The sequence below is a fragment of the Streptomyces sp. NPDC057302 genome, from assembly GCF_042667685.1.
Taxonomy (GTDB): domain Bacteria; phylum Actinomycetota; class Actinomycetes; order Streptomycetales; family Streptomycetaceae; genus Streptomyces.
Window position 1 is genome coordinate 13,489 of the sequence record NZ_JBHUZJ010000052.1, and the last position, 23,917, is coordinate 37,405.

Genomic DNA, 23,917 nt, shown 5'->3' on the forward strand with positions numbered 1-23,917 from the left:
CTGCACGGTCGGATCACACACCCAGTTCTTTGTCGATGAAGTCGAGGACCTGGTCGGTCGTGGCGACCTGGAGCTGTTCCTTCGCACTGCCCGAGTCGTGCGACGCGCCGGCCGCCTTCCACTTCGACAGGAGGGCTTCCAACCGGGCCGTGACCGCGTCGGCGTCGAGGTGCTCGATGAGGGCGGAGGACAGGGTGTTCTCGAGTTTGGCCATCTCCCGGAGGATCGGGTCAGTGGCTTCCTGCCCGGCAGGTGCATGACCGTCGGGAGCGAGTTGCTCACCGAGGTGGTCGGCCAGTGTGTCGGCGTCCGGGTAGTCGAAGACGAGCCCGGCAGGCAGGCGCAGGCCTGTGGCGGCGGACATCCTGTTGCGCAGTTCGACCGCGGTGAGGGAGTCAAAGCCGAGTTCCTTGAAGGTGCTGCCCGTGGTGAGGCTGTCGGTGTGCTGCCCAAGGACGGTGGCGGCCTGCTCCCGGATGATCCTCACCAGCGCGTGGTGCCGGTCGGACGGCGGCAGGGCGGCCAGTCGGCCGGCCAGATCCGCGGGCTGCCCGCCAGCCGTCGCGGTCGGCCTGTTCGAGCCGCCCTTGACGGGGGCGGCGAGGCCGCGCAGGAGGGTGGGACGGGTGTCCACGGGGTGGGTGGCCAGAGTCCGCAGGTCGAGGTTGAGTCCCACGAGGTGGGGGCGACCGTGCCGGTGCGCGGCGTCCAGCAGGGCCAGGCCTTGTTCGCTGCTCATGGCCTTGACCCCGCTGCGGCCCATCCGGGCGACGTCGGTGTCGCTCAGCCCGGCGGTCATACCGCCCGACGCTCCACTCGACGTCTGCCACAGGCCCCAGCCGACCGAAAGCCCGGCCAGGCCGTCGGCCCGGCGCTGCTGGACCAAGGCGTCGCAGTAGGCGTTCGCCGCCGCGTAGTTGGCCTGGCCCGGGCTGCCGAGTGTCGCGGCAGCCGAGGAGAACACCACGAACAGACCCAGCCGCAGCTCTCGTGTCGCCTCGTGCAGATGATGCGCGGCACCGGCCTTCGCCCCCCACACCCGGGCAAGACCATCGGCAGTCTGCGCCGTCACCACCGCGTCCTCCACCACACCCGCGGCATGGATCACGCCGGTGAGCGGGTGGGCGGGGTCCGTCTTCCCCACCAGCTCGGCAGCCGAGTCGGCGTCGCTGACATCGGCCGCCACGATGGAGACCTCGGCTCCCAGCCCGCCCAACTTGTCGGCAAGCTCTTCGGCCCCAGGCGCTTCGATGCCACGCCGGCTGGTGAGCAGCAGGTGCCGTACTCCCCATTCCCGTACGAGATGCTCGGCGACCTGCTGCCCCAGCGCACCGGTACCACCGGTGATCAGCACCGTGCCCTCGGGATCGAGGGCAGGCGGGACCTCAAGGACCAGCTTGCCCGTGTGCTTCGCCTGGCTCATGAACCGGAACGCCTCCCGCGCCTTGTCCAACGGCCAGGAACGTACCGGGAGCGGCTTAAGCCGATCTGAGGTGAACAACTCGGCGAGGTGCTCCAGCATCCGTCCGATCAGCTCCACGCCCGCATCCGCGATCAAGTCGTAGACCTGATAGGTCACTCCGGAACGCGTGGCACAGACCTCTTCGGAGTCGCGCACATCCGTCTTGCCCATTTCCAGGAACCGGCCGCCGTCCGCCAGGAGTCGCAGCGAGGCGTCGATGAACTCGCCGGTCAGGCTGTTGAGTACGACGTCGACACCTCGCCCACCAGTGGCCCGGCGAATCGACTCCTCGAAATCGAGATCGCGCGAGGAAGCACGATGAGCGGCATCGACACCCATGCCCTCCAACACGCCATGCTTGGCAGGACTCGCCGTGGCATACACCTCAGCACCCAGATGACGCGCGATCTGCACCGCCGCCATCCCCACACCACCCGTACCGGCATGGATCAACACCGACTCGCCCGCCCGCAGACGACCCAACTCCACCAAGCCGTACCAAGCCGTCAGGAACGCCACGGGGGCACCCGCCGCCTCGCGCACGTCCCATCCCGGCGGGATGGGGGTGACCATCTGCGCCTCGGCGACCACCAAGGAGCCGAACGCGCCCTCGAACACACCCATGACGCGGTCTCCTGCCGACAGGTGTGTGACCCCGGAGCCGACCTCCGTCACGACACCAGCGCCTTCACCGCCCATGGCTCCGTACGCGGAGACCATGCCCAACGCGACCAGTACGTCACGGAAGTTGACTCCCGCGATGTTCACCGAGACCCGGACCTGCCCGGGTGCCAGGGGCTCAAGGACCTGGGGGCAGGCGACCACTGACAGGTCCTCGAGCGAGCCTCCCGTCAGCATCTGGAGGCGCCACGCCGGTTCGCCGGGCGGGGCGATCAGTGCGTCCGACCGACGTGCCTGGGTCAGTCGAGGTACGTACACGCGGCCTTCGTGCAGGGCGAGTTGGGGTTCGTCCAGCTCTTCGACGGCGTGACGAAGGAGGGCCTGCGGCAACTCAGCGCCGTCGTAGTCCATGTCGTCGACCAGGACGAAGCGGCCCGGGTTCTCCGACTGGGCACTACGCACCAGACCCCACACAGCAGCGGCAGACGCATCCACTGTGCTGTCACCATCAACAGACACCGCACCCCGGGTCACCACCAGCAGACGCGACTCCGACAACTCCTCCGCCGCCAAGAACTCCTGCACCAGAGCCAACACCCGCTCAGCCACCGGAAGACCATCACCGGCAGCGACCGCTTCGACCGGAGCAACGACCGCCCACGGAGCCTCACCACCAGCCCGCACCAGACCAGCCAGACCCACACCCTCTGCGAGCCTCACCCAACCACCGGTATCCGACACATCCAGCAGCTCAGGCACCGGAAGCGGCGTCCAATCCACCGTGAACAGGCCGCGCACATCACGCTGTTGGGCAGCCAGAAGCTGGCCGGGCCTCACGGGGCGTGTCTGTACTGCATCGACGCTCAGGACCGAGCCGCCGGTCGCGTCGGTGACCGTCAGCTGCAGTCCCTGCTCTGCGCTCTCGCCGGCCGGGCGGAGCCGTACGCGGACGGTCGTGGCTTCCACCGCCTGAAGCGATACGCCGCTCCACGCGAAGGGCACGTGGATCTGGTCGTCGCCGTCAGTGCCCTCCTGGAAGCGGGCGGCCAGGGCCGGGTGGAGCGCTGCGTCCAGTAGTGCGGGGTGGATGCCATAGCCGTCGTGGACGCCTGCGGCCTCCGGCAAGGCGACTTCGGCCAACAGGTCCTTGCCGTGCCGCCACACCTTGCGCAGCCCCTGGAACGACGGCCCATACGTGTAGCCGGCCTCCGCCGCCTGCGCGTAGAAGCCCTCCACATCGACGGGTTCGGCATCGGCGGGCGGCCACTGGCCGCTCATCTCCTCGGATACAGCGACAGGTTCGGGGCTCAGCACGCCGGTGGCGTGGCACACCCAGGAGTCGTCGGCCCCGGCTTCCGCGTCGGCGCGGCTGTAGATCCGCACCTCGCGGCGTGCGTCTTCCGCAGGAGCGTCCACGACGACCTGCACCCGCAGCCCGGATGCTTCAGGCACCACCACGGGCGCCTGCAACATCAACTCCTCCAGCAGCGCACAGCCGACCTCATCACCGGCCCGCAGCGCCCACTCCACCAACGCCGCACCCGGCACCAACACCGTGCCCGCCACGACGTGGTCGCCCAGCCACGACACACCTGACCGCGACACCCGACCCGTCAGCAGACAACCACCCCGGTCAGCGAACTCCACCGCCGCACCCAACAACGGATGCCCAGCCGCCACCAACCCCAGACCCGCAACATCCCCACCACCAGACCTACCCGCCAGCCAAAACCGCTCCCGCTGAAACGCATACGTCGGCAAATCGACAACACGAGGCGCAGGATCAGACGGGAACCAGCCGGTCCAGTCCACCGCCATCCCCGCCGTGTGCAGGCGGGCCATCGCCTGCAAGAACGCCTCATCCTCCGGCCGCTCTCCCGCCAGCGAGGACACAAGAACCGGCTCGGACCCATCGCCCCGGACCGCATCGTCCAGGGTGTGCTGGGCGGCGGTGGTCAGTACCGGCGCCGGGCCCAGCTCGACAAACACACCGGCGCGCTCGGCCACTTGGGCGATCGCGGGCTGGAACAGCACCGCCTGCCGCACGTGCCGAGCCCAATACTCCGGGGACGTGATCTCCTCGCCCGCAGGCAGACCAGACACATTGCTGATCAGCTCAATGACCGGTGCCTTGAACTCCACCGTGCCGATCGCCTCGGTGAACTCCTCCAGCATCGGCTCCATCAACGCGGAGTGGAAAGCGTGGCTGACCTTCAGGGCCTTCGTCTTGCGCCCCCGCCCCCTCCACACTTCGGCGATCCGCTCAACATCTGCTGTCGCACCCGAAATCACCGTGGACTCAGGCGTATTGACAGCCGCCACACTCACACCCGAACCCTCAAGCCCATCGGACAACTCCTCAGGTGTCGCCTGCACCGCACACATCGCACCACCCGCAGGCAACCCACCCATCAACCGGGCCCGCGCACCCACCACACGGCACCCATCAGCCAGATCGAAAACTCCCGCCACATGAGCAGCCGCGATCTCCCCGATGGAATGCCCGATCACCACATCGGGACGCACCCCCACCGACTCCCACAACCGAGCCAAAGCCACCTGCAGCGCAAACAACCCCGCCTGCGCCCACATCGTGTGATCCAACCGCTCGGCAGGGCCACGGAAAACCACCTCCCGCAGAGCCCCCGACCCAACCCCCAACTCCCCCTCCACAAGGGAACACACCTCATCGAACACCCCCGCAAACACCGGGAAGCGTTCGTACAGCCCAGCACCCATCCCGACCAGCTGGCTCCCCTGGCCACTGAACAGCCACACCACATCCCCGCCCGCAACAGCCGGCGAAGCGCTAGGACCGATCAGTGCGGGATGCGTCTCACCGGCGGCCAACGCCTCCAGAGCGGCCACCAACTCAGCACGCTCCGCACCCACCACCACAGCCCGATGCTCATGCACCGCACGCGACTTCAACAACGACCAACCCAGATCGGCGACCGGTGCGTGGGACGCGTCTTCGGCGAAGGTGCTCAGGCGACGCGCCTGGTTGTGCAGGGCGTGCGGGCTTCGAGCCGAAAGCACCCAGGGCACCAGCGTGCCCCCACCGTCCTGTGTATCGATGGCCTCCGAGCCATCCGTCGACTCGGGAACGTACTCGATGATCAGGTGGGCGTTGGTTCCCGAGGCGCCGAAGGAGGAGACACCCGCTCGCCTCGGACGATCCACCTCCGGCCACGGCACCGACTCGTCCGCCAACCGCACCGAACCCGCATCCCAATCCACATGCGGCGACGGCTCATCCACATGCAAACTCCCCGGCACCACACCATGCCGCATCGCCATCACCATCTTGATGACACCCGCCACACCCGCCGCAGCCTGCGTATGACCAATGTTCGACTTCACCGAACCCAGCCACAACGGACGCTCCACCGACCGACCCTGCCCATACGTCGCCAACAACGCCTGCGCCTCAATCGGATCACCCAACGTCGTACCCGTGCCATGACCCTCGACCGCGTCCACCTCAGCCGCCGCCAGACGGCCACTGGCCAACGCCTGACGAATCACCCGCTCCTGCGACGGACCATGCGGAGCCGTCAGACCATTGCTCGCACCGTCCTGGTTCACCGCCGATCCGCGCACCACCGCGAGTATCTGGTGCCCGTGCCGGCGTGCGTCCGAGAGGCGTTCGAGCAGGATCATGCCGACGCCCTCGGAGAAGCCGACCCCGTCGGCTGCGGCGGCGTACGGCTTGCAGCGGCCGTCGGGGGCGAGGCCTCGCTGACGTGAGAAGCCCGCGAACACGTCGGGGTCGGCCATGACGGTCACGCCGCCCGCGAGGGCGAGATTGCACTCGCCCTGACGCAACGCCTGCGCCGCCAAGTGGATCGACACCAACGAGGAAGAACACGCCGTGTCCACCGTCACCGCAGGACCCTCCAGGCCCAAGGTGTAGGAAACCCGACCCGACACCACACTGCCCGAGCTCGCCAGGTAGGCGTACCCCTCCAGTTGGGCGTCGGCTTCGGGGAACGACTTGGCGTAGTCGTGGTACATCACGCCCACGTACGTACCGGTCAGGCTGCCCTTGAGCGTGGTCGGGTCGATGCCCGCACGCTCGAACACCTCCCAGGACGTCTCGAGGAGCAGCCGTTGCTGCGGGTCCATCGCCAGGGCCTCGCGCGGGTTGATCCCGAAGAACGCGGCGTCGAAGTCGCCCGCGTCGGGGAGGAATCCGCCTTGGTCGGCGTAGCTGGTGCCCGCGTGCTCGGGGTCGGGGTGGAAGAGCCGCTCCAGGTCCCAGCCCCGGTCGGTGGGGAAGGCGCCCATCGCGTCCTTGCCCGAGTCGACCAGGTTCCACAGTTCGTCGGCGGAGGTCACCCCGCCCGGGAAGCGGCAGGCCATGGAGACGATGGCGATCGGCTCGTCGGCGCCGGTCGGTGTCGGCTTCGGCGCCGGGGCTTTGGCCGCTGCAGCGGATGTGCCGGCCAGGCGGCGCACCAGTTCGGCGGCCAGCGCCTGGGGGGTGGGGTGGTCGAAGATGAGGGTGGCGGGCAGCCGCACGCCACAGGCCGCCGACAGGCGGTTGCGCAGCTCCACCGCCGTCAGCGAGTCGAATCCCAGGTCCTTGAAGGCGGTTTCGACCTTCACTTGGGCCGCCGAGCCGTGGCCGAGCACTGCCGCGACGTACTCACGTACGACATCGGTGACGACCTGCTGGCGTCCGTCCGCGTCGAGGCCTGTCAGACGCGCGGCGAGTGCCCCCTCGGATTGGCCCGCCGATGCCACGCGGCGCTGCGTCGTCGGGGCGGCGAGTGTGCGGAGCAGCGGGGAGAGGTCACCGGTCGTGGCGCGCGGGTCGAGGTCGGCCGCGATCACGTACGGGTGGTCGTGTGTGCGGGCGGCGTCCAGGAGTGCCAGTCCGTTTTCGGTGCTCAGCGGGGTGAACCCGGTGCGCTTGATGCGGGCCAGTTCCGTCTGGCCCAGTTGCCCGGTCATGCCGCTGGCGGCCAGCCACAGGCCCCAGCCGATCGAGAGCCCGGCCAGGCCGTCGGCGCGGCGCTGCTGGACCAAAGCGTCGCAGTAGGCGTTCGCTGCGGCGTAGTTGCCCTGTCCCGGACTGCCGAGTGTCGCGGCAGCCGAGGAGAACACCACGAACAGACCCAGCCGCAGCTCTCGTGTCGCCTCGTGCAGATGTTGCGCGGCGGCGGCCTTCGCCCCCCACACCCGGGCAAGACTTTCGGGCGTCTGCGCCGTGATCACGGCATCGTCCAGAACACCCGCGGAATGGATCACGCCGGTCAGTGGATGGTCCGGGTCGACCGCCGCGACCAGGTCGGCGACCGAGTCCGGATCACTGACGTCGGCTGAGGCGATGACGACCTCGGCACCCAACTCAGTGAGCAGGGTGGCCAGTTCGGCGCTGCCAGGCGCCTGCGCACCGCTTCGGCCGGCCAGTAGCAGATGGCGTACGCCGCACTCCCGCACCAGGTGTTCGGCCACTGCCCGGCCGAGCACCCCGCTTCCGCCGGTGATCAGGACGGTGCCTTCGGGGTCGAGCCCCTCGGCCGTGTCGAGCTCCTCACTCGGTGCCGCGGTCGTGGCGCGGGTCAAGCGGGGCACGCGTATCTCACCGTTGTGCACGGCGAGTTGGGGCTCGCCCAGGTGGGCGGCGGCCATGGCTGTGGGCAGCTCGTCGTGCGGGCCGAGGTCCATCAGCGTGAAGCGGTCGGGGTGTTCCGTCTGGGCACTGCGGATGAGGCCCCAGACAGCTGCGGCCGCCGCGTCCACAGTACTGTCGCCGTCCACGGCCATGGCGCCTCGTGTCACGAACACGAGGCGTGAGTCGGTGAGTTGAGGTGAGTCGAGCCAGGCTTGTGCGAGGCTCAGGACGCGGGTGGCGAGTGACAGGCCGTCGTCGTCCGGGCCGGGCTCGACGGAGCTGGCCACCAGCGACGGCACCGGGGCGCCTGCCGCGACGGACGCCACCAGGTCGGTGAGGGCGGTGGTCTCCTGGCCGAGCGTCACCCAGTCGTCGTGCGTGGCCTGGAGCACCCCATCGGCGCCTTCAGGCGCGATCCACTCCAGGTCGAACAGGCCGTGCCGGTCGCGGGTCCCCGCGGCGGCGAGGCGGCCGGTGTCGGTCGGGCGTGAGCGCAGGTCGCGCACGGTGAGCACCGGGGCGCCGACGGCGTCGGCCACGGTGATCCGCAGCCCCTGGTCCACCCGCTCGCCGAGCGGCGTGAGGCGTACGCGGACCGTGGTGGCCCGCACCGCGTGCAGCGCGGTGTCGTTCCAGGCGAATGGCAGCCAGATCTGCCCGCTGTCGGTGGGCGAGAGCAGCAGTGCGGCGGGCTGGAGGACCGCGTCGAGGAGGGCCGGGTGGATACCGAACCCGTCCGGGTCGCCGGCCTCCTTGGGCAGCGTCACCTCGGCGAGAACGTCCTTGCCGTGGCGCCACAGCGCCCGCACCCCGCGGAACGCGGGACCGTATCCGTATCCGGTCCGGTCGGCCTGCGCGTAGAGGTCGGCGACGTCCACCGACTCGGCTCCGGGCGGGGGCCACGCTCCGTCCAGGGCCTCGGCCGCTTCGTCCGTCTGCTCGGGGCCGAGCACACCGGTCGCGTGGCAGGTCCACGGCTGCGACGCGGTGAAGGTGTCGTCGTCGGGGCGGGAGAACACCTGAACGTCGCGTCGCCCGCCTGCCTCGGCCGCTGCCACGACGACCTGGATCTGCAGGCCGCCGGATTCGGGCAGGACGAGCGGCGTCTGGAGCGTCAGCTCCTCCAGGGCGGGGCAGCCCGCCTCGTCGGCGGCCCGCAGCACCCACTCCACCTGCGCCGCGCCGGGCACAAGGGCGTGGCCGGCCACGACGTGGTCGTCCAGCCAGGAGGCCGACTGCCGGGACACCCTGCCGCTCAGCAGATGTACGTCCCCGCTGGCGAGGCCCACGGACGCGCCCAGGAGCGGGTGGCCCGACGCGGCGAGGCCGAGCCCGGCGGGGTCACCGGCCCGCCCGCTGGAGGGTGCGATCCAGAACTCCTGGTGCTGGAAGGCGTAGGTGGGCAGGTCGACGGTGCGAGGGGTGGGGTCGGCCGGGAACCAGCGCCGCCAGTCCACCGCGGCGCCCGCCGCGAAGGCCTGCGCCGCGGCGCGGGCCAGCTGGGTCGCGTCGCCGTGGTCACGGCGCAGGGTCGGCACCACCGTGGCGGACACGTCCGCACGCTCGAAGAGGCCCTCCATCGCCAGGTTGAGTACGGGGTGGGGGCTGACCTCGACGAAGAGGCGGTAGCCGTCCGCGATGAGGGCGTCGACCGTGTCCGCGAAGCGCACCGGCTGACGCACGTTCGTCACCCAGTACTCGGTGTCCAGGGTGGTGGTGTCGGCGAGGTGCCCCGCGGTGACGGTGGAGTAGAAGGCGACATCGGTCCCGGCGGGCCGGATGCCGGAGAGCCGCTCGGTGAGTTCCTCGCGGAGCTGGTCGATCTGCGGGCCGTGGCCGGCGACGTCCGAGTTGACGGCGCGGGCGCGCAGCTCGCGTGCCTGCGCTTCGGCGACGACGGCGGCGACACCCTCGGGCGGTCCTGAAATGACCGTGGAGGAGGGCCCGTTGACGGCGGCGACGACCACACCCGGATGTGTCTCGATCAGCTCGGCGGCCAGCTCCTGGTCCACGCCCAGGGACGCCATGGCCCCCTGTCCTGACAACTGCCGCAGAAGGACACTGCGTACGGCGACGATGCGTGCCGCGTCTTCGAGGGAGATGGCACCCACGACGCACGCGGCGGCTATCTCGCCCTGCGAGTGCCCGACGACCGCGGCGGGCTTGATCCCCTGGTCGGCCCAGACGGCGGCGAGCGAGACCATGACGGCCCACAGCACCGGCTGGACCACGTCGATCCGGGCCAGCTCGGCCCCGTCCGAACGCAGCACGTCGGTCAAGGACCAGTCCACGTAGGGCGAAAGGGCCTGCTCGCACTCGGCGATCCGGGCCGCGAACACCGGCGACTCCTCCAGGAGCCGGACGCCCATGCCGACCCACTGTCCCCCCTGCCCGGGGAAGACCAGGACCGGCCCCGGCCCCGGGCCCGTGGTGCCGGTCGCGCCGGACACCACGTCCGGTGACGCCTCGCCCGCGGCGAGCGACCGCAGTCCGTCGAGGAGCGTCTCGCGGTCCTGGCCCACGACCACGGCCCGGTTCTCGAACGCCGACCGTGTCGTGGACAGCGACCAGCCCACCTCCACGGGCGACGTCAGCCGCGGGTCGTCGCTCACGCGCTCGGCGAGCAGTGCGGCCTGGGCCCGCAACGCGTCCTCGCCGCGCCCCGAGACCACCCACGGCACCAGGAGGCTCGCCACGGGTTCCCGCGATGCGGGCGCGAGCGCCTCTGGGGGAGTTTCCTCCAGGGGCGCCTCCTCCACTGGCGCTTCCTCCACGGGCGCTTCCTCGATGATCACGTGGGCGTTCGTGCCCGACATGCCGAAGGCGGAGACCCCGGCGCGACGCGCGCGTTCACCGCGCGTCCACTGGACCGGCTCGGTCAGGAGCTTGACCGTGCCCGACGACCAGTCCACGTGCGGGGTGGGCTCGTCGACGTACAAGGTGGCGGGCAGGAGTTCGCGCCGCAGTGCCATGACCATCTTGATGACGCCCGCGACACCTGCGGCGCCCTGCGGGTGGCCGATGTTCGACTTGACCGAGCCCAGCCACAGCGGCCGGTCCTCTTCCCGGTCGCGTCCGTAGGTGGCGAGCAGGGCTCCGGCCTCGATGGGGTCGCCGAGCTTGGTGCCGGTGCCGTGCGCCTCGACCGCGTCCACCTCGGCCGCGCCCAGGCCCGCGTTGGTGAGGGCGGCGCGGATGACGCGTTCCTGCGAGGGCCCGTTGGGGGCGGTCAGGCCGTTGCTCGCGCCGTCCTGGTTGACGGCCGACCCCCGGATCACCGCGAGGACCTGGTGGCCGTTGCGACGGGCGTCGGACAGCCGCTCCAGCAGGAGCAGCCCCGCGCCCTCGGAGAATCCGGTGCCGTCGGCCGAGGCCGCGAACGCCTTGGACCGGCCGTCGGGCGACAGCGCGCCCTGGCGGGAGAACTCGGTGAACGCGCCGGGCGTCGACATCAGGGTCACGCCACCGGCCATGGCCAGGTCGCACTCGCCCATCCGCAGCGCCTGGGACGCCAGGTGCATCGCCACCAGCGAGGAGGAGCAGGCGGTGTCGACGCTCACCGACGGGCCCTCAAGGCCGAGGGTGAAGGAAATGCGGCCGGACAGGACGCTCAGGGCGTTGCCGGTCAGGAGGTGGCCCTCCACCGTCTTGTCCGGCTGCGCCCCGCCGAATCCGAGCACGCCCGCGCCGATGTAGACACCGGTGGGGCTCAGCTTCAGCGTGGCGGGGTCGATGCCGGCCCGTTCGAGGAGCTGCCAGGCCGTCTCCATGAGCACCCGCTGCTGCGGGTCCATGGCCAGCGCCTCGCGCGGGCTGATCCCGAAGAAGGAGGCGTCGAAGCCGGGGGCGTCGTACAGGAATCCGCCGCGGCTCACGTAGCTGGTGCCCGGGTGCTCGGGGTCCGGGTGGCAGAGGCTTTCCAGGTCCCAGCCCCGGTTCGTGGGGAAGTCGCCGATGGCGTCGCCGCCGTCGGCGACCAGTTCCCACAGAGCCTCGGGCGAGCTGGTGTCGCCGGGGAAGCGGCACGCCATGGAGACGATGGCGATCGGCTCCTGGGCGCGCTCCTCCACCTCGCGCAGACGCTGGCGCGTCTGGCCGAGGTCCACCGTCACCCGCTTCAGATACTGACGAAGCTTTTCTTCAGTAGTCGACATCGAACGTCACTTCTCCATCAGCGAAGGGCCCAGAAGGAACTGAGAGAACGAAACTGAGAGAAAGGAACTGGAGGAACAGCAGGTCACAGCTCTCGGTCGATGAACTCGAACATCTCGTCGTCGGAGACGGCGTCGAGTCCGTCGAGGTCCGCCACGCCCGCCGCGGAGCCCGCGGCGCCGTTCAGCTTCGACAGCAGGGTGTTGAGTCGTCTGGTGACCCGGCCGCGTGCCTCGTCGTCCAGGGCGAGGGCGTCCAAGGTGGACTCGATCCGGCCCAGTTCGTTGAGTACGGGATCGGCCGCGTCCTTGAGGGGCGGCGGGTCGCCGTCGGGCGACAGACGCACCAGGAGGTGGTCGACGAGGGTGGCGGACTCCGGGTAGTCGAAGACGACTGCCGGCGGCAGCTTGAGTCCGGTCGCCGCCGACAGGCGGTTGCGCAGTTCCACGGCGGTCAGGGAGTCGAAGCCGAGCTCCTTGAACGAGGTGTCAGGACGGATGGCGTCGTGATCGGAGTGGCCGAGGACCCCGGCGACGTTGCCGCGGACCAGGTCGAGCAGCAGGCGCCGCCGTTCGGCGGGCCGCAGTCCGGCGAGCCGGGCGACGAGACCCTCGGCCGGGGCGGAGCCCGCTGCGGCGGTCCGCCGGCTGTTCCGGCCGCCTGTGGCGGTGGTGGCCAGGGCGCGCAGGAGCGCGGGCCGGGATGCGATGGGCTGTGCGGCGAAGGACCGTACGTCGAGGTCGACCGCGACCGCATGGGGGCGGCCGTGGGCTCGGGCGGCGTCAAGGAGCGCCAGTCCGTTTCCGGTACTCAACGGGGTGAACCCGGTGCGCTTCATGCGTCCCAGGTCCGCCTCGCTCAGATGGCCGGTCATGCCGCTGGCGGCCTGCCACAGGCCCCAGCCGACCGAAAGCCCGGCCAGGCCGTCGGCCCGGCGCTGCTGCACCAGCGCATCGCAATAGGCGTTCGCCGCGGCATAGTTGGCCTGCCCCGGGCTGCCGAGTGTCGCGGCAGCCGAGGAGAACACCACGAACAGACCCAGCCGCATCCCCCGCGTCGCCTCATGCAGATGACGCGCGGCAGTAGCCTTCGCCCCCCACACCCGGGCAAGACCCTCCGGCGACTGTGCCGTCACCACGGCATCGTCCAGAACGCCCGCTGCATGGATCACACCGGTCAGCGGGTGGTCCGGGTCGGTCTTGCCGACCAGCTCCGCCACCGACTCCGGGTCACTGACATCGGCTGCGGTGACGGCGACGTCGGCACCCAACTCGCTCAGCCTGGCAGCTAGTTCAGTAGCACCAGAGGCTTCAAGACCGCGGCGGCTCACCAGCATGAGATGCCGCACTCCCCACTCCCGCACCAGATGCTCGGCCACCGCGGCGGCGAGGACGCCGGTGCCGCCGGTGATCAGGACCGTGCCGTCCGGGTCGAGGGCGGGAGGGATCTCCAGGACCAGCTTCCCGGTGTGCCTGGCCTGGCTCATGAACCGGAACGCCTCCCGCGCCCGGCCCAACGGCCAGGTGGTGACCGGCAGCGGGGCCAGGACACCGGAGGCGAACAACTCGCCCATCTCCGCGAGCATCTCCCCGATCCGGTCGGGACCGGCGTGCGGCACGAGGTCGAACGCCCGGTACCACGCTCCCGCATGGTCGGCCGCGACCTGTTCGGGGTCACGCTTGTCGGTCTTGCCCATGTCGACCATGCGCCCGCCATCGGCGAGCAGCCGAAGGGACGCGTCGGTGAACTCACCGGCCAGGCTGTTCAGTACGACGTCCATGCCCCGCCCTCCGGTGACCTCCCGCAGGGTCTCCTCGAAGTCGAGGTCACGGGAAGAGGCCCGGTGAGTGGCGTCGATGCCCATGTCCTCCAGGACACCGTGCTTGGCGGGGCTCGCCGTGGCGTACACCTCGGCGCCCAGATGGCGGGCGATCTGGGTGGCTGCCATGCCCACCCCGCCGGTTCCGGCGTGGACGAGCAGCGCTTCGCCCGCCTGGAGGCGGCCCAGGTCCACCAGTCCGTACCAGGCGGTCAGGAACACCACGGGCACGGCTGCGGCCTCCTGGAGGCTCCAGCCCTCGGGCACGGGGACCACCATGCGGGCGTCGGCGATCGCCAGCGGGGCGAACGCGCCCTCGAACAGGCCCATCACACGGTCACCGACCGACAGGTGGGTGACGCCGGGACCGACCTCCGTCACATGACCCGCACCCTCACTGCCCGCGAACGTGCCCTTGTCGGGATACATGCCCACCGCGATCAACACATCGCGGAAGTTCATGCCGGCCGCCCGTACGGAGATCCGCACCTGGCCGGGCTCCAGCGGCACCAGCGCCTCCGGGGCGTCGACCACTGCCAGGTTCTCCAGGGTGGCCGTGCCCGCGGTGCCGAGGCGCCAGGCGGGCGTACCGACCGGCGCGACCAGCTCCTCGGGGAGGCCTGCGGTCATCATCCGGGGTACGAGCACAATGCCGTCACGCAGGGCGAGTTGGGGTTCTTCCAGCTCTTCGACGGCGTGACGGAGGAGGGCCTGCGGCAACTCAGCGCCGTCGTGATCCCCGTCGTCGACCAGGACGAAGCGGCCCGGGTTCTCCGACTGGGCACTACGCACCAAGCCCCACACCGCGGCGGCAGACGCATCCACCGCGCTGTCACGATCAACAGCCACCGCATCTCGCGTCACCACCAGCAGACGTGACTCCGACAACTCCTCCGCCGCCAAGAACTCCTGCACCAGGGCCAGCACCTGCTCAGCCACCAAGAGACCATCACCGGCAGCGGCCGCTGCGACCGGAGCAACGACCGCCCACGGAGCCTCACCACCAGCCCGCACCACACCAGCCGGACCGACACCCTCTGTGAGTGTCAGCCAGCCGCCGGCATCCGGCATGTCCCACCGCTCTGGCACCGGAAGGGGCGTCCAATCCACGGTGTAGAGCCCGTCCACACCACCACCGCGCGGCGCCGCCAACTGAGCGGGGTCGGCTGCCCGCAACGTCAGCGCGTCGATACCGAGGACAGTTGCGCCGGTACCGTCGGCGATCACCACCCGCAGATCCTGCTCGGCTGACTCACCCTGAGGGGACAACCGGACACGGACATGGGTGGCCTGCTCCGCGTGCAACGTCACCCCGCTCCATGCGAAGGGCAGCCACAGCTTCCCGTCTCCGGGCCGTTCAAGGAGCATCAGCGGATGCAGAGCCGCGTCCAGCAGCGCCGGGTGGATACCGAAGCCGTCGTGGGCGCCCGCCACTTCGGGCAACTCCACCTCGGCGAGCAGCTCCGATCCGTGCCGCCACAGTGCCCGCAGCCCCTGGAACGCCGGACCGTACGCATAACCGGCCTCCGCCGCCTTGGCGTAGAAGTCCTCGACGTCTACCGCCTCAGCACCGGCCGGGGGCCACTGCCCGCTCAGCTCGTCCGGCACAGAGGCAGGCTCGGGGCTCAGCAGCCCGACGGCATGGCACAGCCAGGCGGTGCCGCCCGACTGCTCCTGCGGACGCGAGTACACGCGTACGTCGCGTCGGCCCTGCTCGTCCGCCGCGCCCACGACGACCTGGACCTGTAGGCCACCGGTTTCGGGCAGCACGAGCGGTGCCTGGAGAGTCAGTTCCTCCAGAGTGGGGCAGCCCGCCTCGTCGGCGGCCCGCAGCGCCCACTCCACCAGCGCCGCGCCAGGTACGAGGACGGCACCGGCCACCACATGATCGGCGGGCCAGGAGGGAGCTTTGCGGGAGAGGCGACCGGTGAGCAAGTACGAGTCGGCTTCGGCCAGTTCCACGCAGGCGCCAAGAAGCGGGTGACCGGCAGAAGCCATGCCGAGATCGGCGGCGTCACCGTTGAGCCCTGCGGGTGCCTCCAGCCAGTAGTGCTGGCGCTGGAAGGCGTAGGTGGGCAGGTCGATGGTGCGGGGGGTGGGGTCGCTCGGGAACCAGCGACGCCAGTCGATGTCCGCGCCCGCGGTGAAGGCCTGGGCGGCGGCACGAGCGAGCTGGGTGGTGTCGCCATGGTCGCGGCGCAGAGTAGGAACCACGGAGGCGGAAATCTGCGCCTGCTCGATGGTCTCTTCCATGCCCAGGTTGAGTACGGGGTGGGGGCTGGCTTCGATGAAGAGGCGGTAGCCGTCTTCGAGCAGGGCCTGAATGGTGTCCGCGAACCGGACTGGTTGACGCAGGTTGGTGACCCAGTACTCGGTGTCCAGGGCGGTCGTGTCAGTACGTTCGGCGGTGACCGTGGAGTAGAACGCAACCCCGGTGGCCGTCGGCTGAATGCCGGAGAGCCGTTCGGTGAGTTCATCGCGGAGTTGGTCGATCTGGGGTCCGTGGGAGGCGTAGCCGACGTCGATGACCCGGGCCCGCAGGCCTTCCGCCTCGGCTGCGGCGACCACCGCAGCGACGTGCTCGGGCGGCCCCGAAATCACCGTAGAAGAGGGGCCGTTGACGGCGGCAATGCATACTCCGGGCCGGTCTCCGATCAGCTCGGCGGCTTGCTGGGCCCCCGTACCCACAGAGGCCATGTCGCCGTGCCCGGCCAACTGCCGCAACGCGTCACTGCGTACAGCCACAATCCGCGCCGCATCCTCCAGAGACAGCGCACCAGCCACACACGCGGCCGCCATCTCGCCCTGCGAATGACCGATGACCGCAGCAGGCTTGATCCCGTGATCGGCCCACACTGCGGCGAGCGAGACCATGACCGCCCACAGCACCGGCTGCACAACCTCCACCCGGGACAGCTCCGCGCCATCCCCGCGCAACACCCCGGTCAGCGACCACTCCACGTACGGCGAAAGAGCCCGCTCACACTCACCAATACGCGCCGCGAACACCGGGGATTCATCAAGAAGCTGGGCACCCATGCCCACCCACTGCGAACCCTGCCCCGGAAACACCAGCACCGGACCGGCGCCGGATGCGCCCTGCACCACGCCCTCGACGACATACGACGACGGTTCACCCGCCGCCAACGACCGCAGACCGGCAAGAAGATCCTCGCGGTCCCGGCCCACCACCACCGCCCGGTTCTCGAACACCGACCGGCTTTCGACCAGGGACCGGCCGACCTCCACCACAGATTCATCCGCGTGGTCGGTGGCGAACTCGGCCAAGTGGGCCGCCTGTTCGCGAAGGGCCGCGTCGGTCCGGCCCGAGAGCACCCACGGAACCACCGAACCCGGCGAGGGCTCCGACTCCTTGAGCTGTGCCTCCTCGGGGGCCTCCTCCAGAATCAGGTGCGCGTTCGTCCCGGAGATGCCGAAGGACGACACTCCGGCACGGCGGGTACGCTCGCCGCGCGCCCAGGGGACGGGCTCGGTCAGCAGCCGCACACCGCCGTCGCTCCACTCCACATGCGGGGTCGGTTCGTCGACGTGGAGGGTGGCGGGCAGTTGCTCGTGCCGCATCGCCATCACCATCTTGATCACACCGGCCACACCCGCGGCAGCCTGCGTGTGGCCGATGTTCGACTTGATCGAGCCGAGCCACAACGGGCGCTCCGCAGAGCGTCCTTGCCCGTACGCGGTGAGCAGCGCCTGTGCCTCGATCGGGTCGCCCAGTGTGGTGCCGGTGCCGTGTGCCTCCACCACGTCGACGTCATCGGGGCTCCGCCCGGCGCCGGCCAGGGCCGCGCGGATGACGCGCTCCTGCGAGGGTCCGTTCGGGGCGGTCATTCCGTTGCTCGCGCCGTCCTGGTTGACGGCCGAACCACGCAGCAGGGCAAGGACGTTGTGGCCCTTGCGGCGGGCGTCCGAGAGGCGCTCCAGGACGACCAGGCCCGCCCCCTCGCCCCAGCCGGTCCCGTCGGCCGTGGCGGCGAACGGCTTGCAGCGGCCGTCCGGGGCCAGGCCGCGCTGGCGGGAGAACTCCACGAAGGTGTTCGGGGTGGCCATCACGGTCACGCCGCCGGCCAGGGCCAGGTCGCATTCGCCCTGCCGCAGCGCCTGGGACGCCAGGTGCATCGCCACCAGCGAGGAGGAGCAGGCGGTGTCCACCGTGATGGCGGGTCCTTCGAGGCCGAAGGTGTACGCGACGCGGCCGGACGCCACACTCGGCGTGCTGCCGGTCATGATGCGTCCCTCGTAGCCGTCCGGCTTGCGGGCGAGGAACCGGGAGCCGTAGTCGTCGTACATGATCCCGGTGATGACTCCGCACGGGGTGCCGCGCAGGGTGGCCGGGTCGATGCCCGCATGCTCGAAGGCCTGCCAGGTGGTCTCCAGGAGCAGCCGCTGCTGCGGGTCGGTGGCGGCCGCTTCACGCGGGCTGATGCCGAAGAAGCCGGCGTCGAACTGGGCGGCGTCGTAGAGGAATCCGCCTTCTCGGGTGTAGCTGTGGCCGACCTGGTCGGGGTCGGGGTCGAACAGGTCGGCCACGTCCCAGCCGCGGTCCGCGGGGAACGGGCCGATGGCGTCCGTGCCGGTGGCCACGAGCTGCCACAGGTCCTGCGGCGAGGCCACGCCGCCGGGGTAGCGGCAGGCCATGCCGACGATGGCGATGGGGTCGTCGTCGGTGGCCGTGGTGCGCACCGCCGGTACGGGCGTGGCCGGAGAGGTGTGCTGGTCGGCGTCGGGCAGGTGGCTGCGCAGGTGGCGGGCGAGGGCGCCGGGGTTCGGGTGGTCGAAGATGAGGGTGGCGGGCAGCCGGATGCCGGTCGCCGTGGACAGCCGGTTGCGCAGTTCCAGGGCGGTCAGCGAGTCGAAGCCCAGTTCCTGGAAGGCGCGGCCCAGTTCGATGGACTGGGGTGAGGGGTGGGCGAGGACGGTCGCGATCTGCTCGCGGATCAGATCGCTCAGGGCACGGTCCTGGTCGGCGGCCGACAGCAGGGTCAGGCGGGCGCTCCAGGAGGAGGTCCTGGTCTCCTCCGCGGTGGCCGTGCCGGGGCGGGGAGCGCGCACCAGGCCGCGCAGGAGGGGCGGCAGGGTGTGGGCGGCGGCCTGGCCGCGCAGTACGGCGCGGTCGAAGCGGGTGGCGAGGACCGTGGGATGCGGGGCCGTGAGGGCCGCGTCGAAGAGGGACAGGGCCTGCGCGTCGGTGAGGCCGGCCACGCCGGTGCGGTGGATGCGCGCACGGTCGGTGTCGCCGAGCCTGGCCGCCATGCCGCCGGACGCGGACTCCCACAGGCCCCAGGCCAGCGAAGTGGCCGCGAGGCCGTGGGCGCGGCGGTGTTCGGCCAGGGCGTTGAGGAAGGTGTTCGCTGCCGCGTAGTTGGCCTGGCCGCCGTTGCCCAGGACGGAGGCGGCGGAGGAGAACAGGACGAAGGCCGCCAGGTCCCGCTCTCGGGTGAGTTCGTGCAGGTGCCAAGCGGCGTCGACCTTCGGCGCGAGGACGGCGTCGAGCCGTTCGGGGGTCATCGTCGCGATGAGACTGTCGTCGATGACGCCCGCGGTGTGGACGACGGCGGTCAGCGGGTGCGCGGCGGGGATGTCGGCCAGGAGTCCGGCCAGCGCGTCGGGGTCGGTGATGTCGCAGGCCGCGACGCGTACGTCGACGCCATCGGCCGCGAGGTCGGAGCGCAGGTCGGCGAGGCCGTCGGCGGCCTCGCCCCGGCGGCTGGCGAGGAGCAGGTGACGGGAGCCGTGTGCGGTGGCCAGGTGGCGGGCGACGGCCCGGCCCAGGCCGCCGGTACCGCCGGTGATCAGCACGGTGCCCTCGGGGTCGAGGTGCGGCGCGGTGCCCTCGGGGTCGAGGTGCGGCGCGGTGCCCTCGGGGTCGAGGTGCGGTGCGGGGGCGTCGGGCTGTGGACCGGTGACGGCGAGTCGCGGTACGAGGGCGGTGCCCGCGCGCAGGGCGACCTCTGACTCCCCGTGGGCGGTCGCGGCGGCCGAGGCAGCGGGCAGGGCGTGGGGCGATGCGGCGTCCGTGTCCAGGAGCAGGATGCGGCCCGGCTGTTCGGCCTGGGCTGCGCGGACCAGTCCCCACAGAGGTGCGGTGGCGGGGTCGGCCGGTGCGTCGTCCGCGTGGGCGGCGACTGCGCCGGTGGTCAGGATGACGAGCCTGGCGGAGGCGATGCTGTCCGCCGCGAGCCATTCGCGCAGCAGCTCCAGGACATGGTGGGCGTGGGTCCGCGCACGCTCGGGGACGCTGCCGGATGTGCTGGTGGGGAACGGGGCGAAGACGAGGTCCGGTACGGGCTCCCCCGCCGCGACGGCAGCGATCAGGGCGGTCAGACCCCGGTGGTGCGCCGCCTGGGCGAGGCCCGCGTCATCGGCTCCGAGCACGGCCCAGGCACCGGCGGTCGTCTCCGGGGCGGGCAGCGCCAGCTCCTGCCAGTCCACGTGGTGCAGGGGGGTCGTGGTGGCGGGACGCGCGGAGCGCCAGCGATCGGCGGGGATCAGCCGCAGCCGCAGGGCGTCGACCGTGGCCACGGGGGCGCCGTCGGTGTCGGTCAGGTGCAGCCGCAGTTGGTCGTCGCCTTGGGGGCTGAGGTGGACGCGAAGGCGTTTCGGCCCTGTGGCGTGGTGGCGGACGTTGCTGAAGGAGAACGGCAGCCGTACCGGAGCGTCCACGTCGCCGTCGCGGTCACGGTAGAGGTCGTCGACGGCGTGCAGCGCGGCGTCCAGCAGTGCGGGGTGGAGCGCGAAGGCGTCGGCGTCGTCGAGTTGTTCGTCGGCGAGGCGGACGTCGGCGTACACGTCGTCGCCGTGCCGCCAGGCGGCGTGGACGGCGCGGAAGGCGGGCCCGTAGCGGTAGCCCTGCTCGTCGAGGCGGGCGTACAGCGTGTCCACGTCGAGGGCGGTGGCGTCGGCGGGCGGCCAGGGGGCGCTGTCGGGGGCGGGCGGTTCGGTGGCCTGGCCGGTGGTGAGGATGCCGGTGGCGTGCCTGCGCCAGCCGTGCGTGGTGCCGCCGTCCGCATCGCCGTCGTCGGCGTCGTCGGCGGGGCGGGCATGGATGGTCAGGGTGCGGCGGCCGGTGGCGTCCGGGGCGGCGAGGGCGAGCTGGACGCTGATCGTGCCGGTGTCGTCGAGCAGCAGCGGGGTTTCCAGCGTCAGGTCGTCGATGGTGTCGCAGTCGGCGTACCGGCCTGCGAGCAGCGCGAGTTCCACGAAGGCCGTGCCCGGCAGCGGGACGCTGCCCGCGATGGAGTGGTCGGCGAGCCAGGGGTGCGTACGCAGCGAGAGGCGCCCGGCGAGCAGCAGGCCGCCGTCGGCTTGCTGGATGACGGCCGGCAGGAGCGGGTGGCCGGTCTCGCCGAGGTCGGCGGCGCGGGCCGGGGCCGAGGCGTCGGGGGTGGCACGCCAGTAGCGGCTGCGCTGGAACCGGTAGGTGGGCAGCGGCAGTTGGACGGTGTCGGCCGGGAGGAGGGAGGCGAAGTCGGCCGGTTGCCCGTCGGTGTGGAGCGCGGCGAGAGCCGTGAGGAAGGTGCGGGCCTCGTCGTGTCCGGCGCGCAGCGCGGCGGCGACGGCCGGCTCGGCGGCCTCGTCCGACGTGGGGTGGGTGAGGCAGTCCTGGACCATGGTGGCGAGGACGGGGTCGGGTCCAAGTTCCAGGTAGCGCACCACGTCCTGGCCGTCGAGGGTGCGCAGCCCGTCGAAGAAGCGCACGGGTCGGCGGACGTGGCGTACCCAGTACTCGGGGTCGGAGAGGAGCTCCGCGTCGGCGATTCGGCCCGTGAGGTTGGAGACGACGGGCAGCGTCGGGGCGTGGAAGGTCAACGTGCGGACGACACGGCGGAAGTCGTCCAGCATCGGCTCCATCAGAGGCGAGTGGAAGGCGTGGCTGACGTTGAGGCGCTTCGTCTTGAGTCCGCGCCCCCGCAGGAGCTGATCGAGGTCCGTGACGGCGTCGGCGTCGCCGGATACGACGACGGCCGCGGGGCCGTTGACCGCGGCGAGGGAGAGGGTCTCCTCGCGGCCCGCGAGCAGCGGAAGCACGTCGTCCTCGCCGGCCTGGACGGCGAGCATGGCGCCACCGGCGGGCAGGGCCTGCATCAGGCGTCCGCGGGCGGCGACCAGCGTGCAGGCGTCCGGCAGCGAGAGCACGCCGGCCGCGTGCGCGGCGGCGATCTCGCCGACGGAGTGTCCGGTCAGGTGGCTGGGAGTGACTCCGAAGGAGGTGACAAGGCGGTACAGGGCCATTTCGAGGGCGAACAGCGCGGCCTGGGTCACGCCGGTCCGGTGCAGATCGGCCGCCTGTGGGGCGTCGGCCGGGGCGAACAGGAGGTCTTTCAGGGGCTGTTCGAGCAGCGGGTCCAGGTGGGCGCAGACCTCGTCCAGGGCTTGGGCGAAGACGTCGAAGGTGGCGTACAACTGGGCGCCCATGCCGTGGCGTTGGCTGCCCTGACCGGTGAACAGGAAGGCGGTGCCGCCTGGGCGGGCCGGGCCTGCGGCGCGCGTGAGGGCGGGGTGGGTGCGGCCTGCCGCGAGGGCGGCGAGGGCCTCGGCCCGCTCTTCTCCGTCCGCTCCGAGCACCACGGCACGGTGCTCGAACAGGGAGCGGCGCAGCAGGGTGCCGGCGATGTCTGCCGCGGGGCTCTGCGCGTGGGTGGCGAGATGGCCGGACAGGGCCTCTGCCTGGGCGGCCAGCGCGGGGGCGTTGCGGGCGGAGAGCACCCACGGCAACAGCCGCTGTTCTTCCCGGATGCCGTCGTCGGTGCCCTCGTCCTTCCGGGCGCCCGTGCGGGTCGCGGCCCGCGGTCCGGCTCCCACGGCTTCTTCGGCCTCGGCGGCGGGCGCTTCTTCCAGGATGAGGTGCGCGTTCGTGCCCGAGATGCCGAAGGAGGAGATGCCCGCGCGGCGGGTGCGTTCCCCCTGCGGCCAGGCGACCGGCTCGGTGAGCAGGCGCACCGCGCCCGACTCCCAGTCGGCGTGCGGGGTGGGCTCGTCGGCGTACAGGGTGGCGGGCAGGGTCTGGTGCCGCAGCGCCAGGATCATCTTGATCAGCCCTGCGGCGCCCGCGGCGCCCTGGGTGTGGCCGATGTTGGACTTGACCGAGCCGAGCCACAACGGCTTGTTCTCGTGCCGTTCCTGGCCGTACGTGGCGAGGAGCGCGTCGGCTTCGATGGGGTCGCCGAGTCTCGTGCCGGTGCCGTGCGCCTCGACGGCGTCGACCTCGGCGGGCGAGAGCCTGGCCCCGGCGAGCGCGGCGCGGATCACGCGCTGCTGGGAGGGGCCGTTGGGTGCGGTGAGCCCGTTGCTCGCGCCGTCCTGGTTGACGGCCGAGCCGCGGATCACGGCGAGCACCCGGTGTCCGGCCTTGCGCGCGTCGGAGAGCCGCTCCAGTACGAGCAGGCCCGCGCCCTCGGAGAAGGCGGTGCCGTCGGCGGCGGCCGCGAAGGGCTTGCACCGCCCGTCGGCGGCCAGACCGCGCTGGCGGGAGAACTCGGTGAACACATAGGGAGTGCTCATCACCGTGACACCGCCCGCGAGCGCCAGGTCGCACTCGTGGCCGCGCAGCGCGTGGGCCGCCAGGTGCACGGCGACCAGGGACGACGAGCATGCCGTGTCGATGGTGACCGCCGGGCCCTCGAGGCCGAAGGTGTAGGACAGGCGGCCCGAGAGCACGCTGGGGGCGTTGCCGGTGACCAGGTAGCCCTCGGCCGCCGCGTCGATGTGCGGGGTGCCGAAGCCGGGCAGGGCCGCGCCCGCGTAGACGCCGGTGCGGCTTCCCTGCAGCGAGTGAGGGTCGATGCCTGCTCGCTCCAGGGCCTCCCAGGCGCACTCCAGGAGCAGCCGCTGCTGCGGGTCGAGGACCTGTGCCTCGCGCGGGCTGATGCCGAAGAACTCCGGGTCGAAGAGGTCGGCGTCGTGGACGAAGCCGCCCTCGCTCGCGTAGGTGGTGCCGGTGTGGTCGGGGTCTGCGTGGAAGAGCCGCCGCAGGTCCCAGCCACGGTTCTCGGGGAAGGGGCCCAGGGCGTGGCTGCCCGCCGAGACCAGGTTCCACAGGTCTTCGGGGGTGTGCACTCCGCCGGGGTAGCGGCAGGCCATTTCCACCACGGCCACCGGTTCCTGGCCGCGCTCCTCCGCCTCGCGCAGCCGCTGCCGGGTGGCGTGCAGGTCCGTGGAGACACGCTTGAGGTAGTCGACCAGTTTCTCTTCGCTCACCATGTGCGCTTCCGCTCCCCGCCCG

The 23,917-nt window shown here is 71.4% G+C and carries 2 protein-coding genes; both read right to left on the reverse strand.

Going from position 1 to position 23,917, the window contains the following annotated elements; translation table 11 throughout:
* Positions 1-13 precede the first annotated feature (13 nt).
* Positions 14-11,860, reverse strand: a complete 11,847-nt coding sequence (locus tag ACFUPX_RS29490) for an SDR family NAD(P)-dependent oxidoreductase (RefSeq protein ID WP_383329213.1) — start codon at positions 11,858-11,860, stop codon at positions 14-16.
* Between the two features lie 83 nt (positions 11,861-11,943).
* Positions 11,944-23,895, reverse strand: coding sequence for an SDR family NAD(P)-dependent oxidoreductase (locus ACFUPX_RS29495; RefSeq protein ID WP_383329216.1), 11,952 nt, complete (start codon positions 23,893-23,895; stop codon positions 11,944-11,946).
* Positions 23,896-23,917: the final 22 nt, after the last annotated feature.

Excerpts from the sequence above, each read along its gene's own strand:
- ACFUPX_RS29490 (WP_383329213.1), bottom strand. The coding sequence starts at position 11,860 with ATGTCGACTACTGAAGAAAAGCTTCGTCAGTATCTGAAGCGGGTGACG.
- ACFUPX_RS29495 (WP_383329216.1), bottom strand. The coding sequence starts at position 23,895 with ATGGTGAGCGAAGAGAAACTGGTCGACTACCTCAAGCGTGTCTCCACG.